Source organism: Klebsiella sp. X1-16S-Nf21 (assembly GCF_002837615.1).
In the GTDB taxonomy this organism is placed as follows: Bacteria; Pseudomonadota; Gammaproteobacteria; order Enterobacterales; family Enterobacteriaceae; genus Klebsiella; species Klebsiella variicola.
Window position 1 is genome coordinate 1 of the sequence record NZ_PJDK01000144.1, and the last position, 3,080, is coordinate 3,080.

Annotated in this window: 3 protein-coding genes; all 3 read left to right on the top strand. The window is 65.9% G+C overall.

The window, feature by feature from the left end; genetic code table 11:
- On the top strand, positions 1-960 hold a 960-nt coding region (locus tag CW267_RS29685; RefSeq protein ID WP_101148713.1), incomplete at its 5' end, for an ABC transporter ATP-binding protein.
- The gene (locus tag CW267_RS29690) at positions 950-1,960 is read left to right on the top strand and encodes an ABC transporter ATP-binding protein (protein ID WP_023316317.1); all 1,011 of its coding nucleotides are present in this window, start codon (positions 950-952) and stop codon (positions 1,958-1,960) included. The genes CW267_RS29685 and CW267_RS29690, both read left to right, overlap by 11 nt.
- A gap of 97 nt (positions 1,961-2,057) precedes the next feature.
- Positions 2,058-3,080: Zn-dependent hydrolase (locus tag CW267_RS29695; RefSeq protein WP_101148714.1), on the top strand; the 1,023-nt coding region annotated here is incomplete at its 3' end.

Genomic DNA, 3,080 nt, shown 5'->3' on the forward strand with positions numbered 1-3,080 from the left:
CGCGGCGGCAAAGGCCGGGAGGTGGTGCAGGCGGTGGACGATATCAGCTTCACGGTGATGAAAGGCGAAACCCTGGGGGTGGTCGGCGAGTCGGGCTGCGGCAAATCGACCACCGCCCGGCTGCTGATGCAGTTGCTCACCCAGGACAGCGGCGAACTGATCTTCGACGGACAGGGGGTCGGCTCGTCGCGTCTGCCGCTGAAAGCCTACCGTCGCCAGGTGCAGATGGTCTTTCAGGATAGCTATGCTTCGCTCAATCCGCGCATGACCATGGAGGAGAGCATCGCCTTCGGCCAGCGCGTCCATGGCGTCAGCGCCAGAGAGGCCAGCGAATATGCCCGCTATCTGCTGGCGCACGTTGGCCTTGAGCCGGCGCGCTTTGCCGACCGCTACCCGCATGCGCTCTCCGGCGGCCAGCGGCAGCGGGTGAATATCGCCCGCGCGCTGGCGATGAAGCCGCGGCTGGTGATCCTCGATGAGGCAGTGTCGGCGCTGGATAAATCGGTGGAAGCCCAGGTGCTGCAGCTGCTGCAGGAGCTGAAACGGACTCTCGAGCTGACCTACGTGTTCATCAGCCACGATCTGCACGTGGTACGCTGGCTGTCGGATCGGATCCTCGTCATGTACCTTGGCGAAGTGGTGGAGATTGGCCCGGCGGAGCAGCTGTTTACCGCCTCCGCCCACCCCTATACCCGGGCGCTGTTAAGCTCGATGCCCTCCATGGACCCGGAAAACCGCACCCTGACCTCGCCGCTGAGCGGCGATCCCCCCAGCCCCATCGCGCCGCCGGGCGGCTGCCGTTTTCACACCCGCTGCCCGCATGCGAAGGCGGTCTGCGCCGAGGTGAAACCGCGGCTGGAGGCGGTCGGGGAGGGGCACCAGAGCGCCTGCCTGATGGCGCAGCCGGCCTCGCCCTGGCATCAAAGCATCCCCCTTAAGGAGGTCAGCCATGTCGGATAACGCCTTTGTCCATGTGCGCGACCTGCGGGTCGTCTTTCGCCGCGACGGACAGACCATCAACGCGGTCAATGGAGTCTCCTTTGACGTACAAAAGGGGGAGGTGATGGCGCTGATTGGCGAGTCGGGTTCCGGCAAGAGCGTGACCCTGCGGGCGCTGATGCGCCTGCACCCGCCAGGGAGCAGTGAGCTCTCCGGCACCCTGCAGGTGGGGGACGACGAGGTGCTGACGATGAGCGCCAGCCAGCTGCGGCGCTATCGCGGCGGACGCTGCGCGATGATTTTTCAGGAGCCGCTGCTGGCCTTCGATCCGGTCTACACCGTCGGGCAGCAGATTATTGAAGGGCTGCGCCGCCACGAAGGGCTGTCGCGCCAGGCGGCCCGGGACAGGGCGCTGGAGGCCCTGAGCCAGGTGCGCATTCCCAGCCCCGAGCGGCGGCTGGATGCTTACCCGCACGAGATGTCCGGCGGGATGCGCCAGCGGGCGATGATCGCCCTTGCGCTCTCCTGTAACCCGCAGCTGCTGCTGGCGGATGAGCCGACCACCGCCCTCGACGCCACGGTGCAAATCCAGATCCTGATCCTGCTGCGCGAGCAGCAAAAGCAGCGCGGGCTGTCGATCGTGTTTGTGACCCACGATATCGGCGCCGCGGTGGAGATCGCCGACCGGGTGGCGGTGATGTACGCCGGGCGGATCGTCGAGGAAGCGTCGATGAGCGAGATCCTGCGCCACCCGCGCCATCCTTATACCCAGGTGCTGCTGGGCAGTCGGCCGAAAGAGGGGCTTAAGAAAGGTGATGCCCTGCACTGCATTCCCGGCGCGCCGCCGGATCTGGCGCGCTTGCCGCCCGGCTGCGCTTTTGCCGAGCGCTGCCCGCACCGTCGCCCGGTCTGTGAACAGAGTCTGCCGCCGACGGAATCCGTCGCGGAGCGCCACGCGGTGAGTTGCCACCGCTGGCGCGAGCTGGCGATTGACGCTAACGCCCAGGCCCTGGCCGTCTGATCGGCGGCAAAAAACCATACAGGATGAAGACCAGGCGTTGATAGCGCATTCCCACCGCCGGTTACGCTGGCGGCGACCTTGATGTCAGGAGACTACCATGAGCAGTGATGTACTTTTTACCCCCGCGACCGACACCACCGGCTGGCGCATCAATGGCGACCGCCTGTGGGCGTCGTTAATGGATCTCGCGCAGATCGGCGCCACGCCGAAGGGCGGCTGCCGCCGTCTGACCCTCACCGACCTCGACCGCCAGGGGCGGGACAAGGTAATAGGCTGGGCGCGGGAGGCCGGGATGAGCGTCACCATCGATAAAATCGGCAATGTGTTTATGCGCCGGGAAGGCCGCAACCCCGGCCTGCCGCCCATCGTCTCCGGCAGCCATATTGACACTCAGCCCACCGGCGGCAAATTTGACGGCAACTACGGCGTGCTGGCGGCGCTGGAGGTGGTGCGCACGCTCAACGATCTGCAGATTGATACCGACGCGCCGATTGAGGTGGTGTTCTGGACCAACGAAGAGGGGTCGCGCTTTGTACCGGTGATGATGGGCTCCGGGGTCTTTGCCGGCGTCTTCCCGCTGGAAGAGACCTGGGCCGTCACGGATAAAGAGGGTGTCAGCGTCGGCGAGGCGCTGGCGCAGATCGGCTATATCGGCGAGCAGACCCCGGGGGAGCATCCCATCGGCGCCTATTTTGAGGCGCACATTGAGCAGGGGCCGATTCTCGAAGATGAAGCGAAAACCATCGGTATCGTGCAGGGCGTGCTGGGGATCCGCTGGTACGACTGCGTGGTCACCGGCCAGGCCTCGCACGCCGGACCCACGCCGATGCGCCTGCGTCAGGATGCCCTGCAGGTGGCGACCCGCATTATGCAGGAAGTGGTGGCCATTGCCGGGCGCAGCGAAGAGGGACGCGGCACCGTCGGCAGCGTGCAGGTGTGGCCCAACAGCCGCAACGTGGTGCCCGGGGAGGTCACCTTCTCCATTGATATGCGCAATCTCAGCGATGCGCTGGTGGACGAGATGGATCGCCAGCTGCGGGCGTTTATCGCGGAGGTTGAGCGGGAGAGCGGTCTGCAGGTGGCCCTGAAGCAGGTAAGCCACTATCCGGCGGCGCCGTTC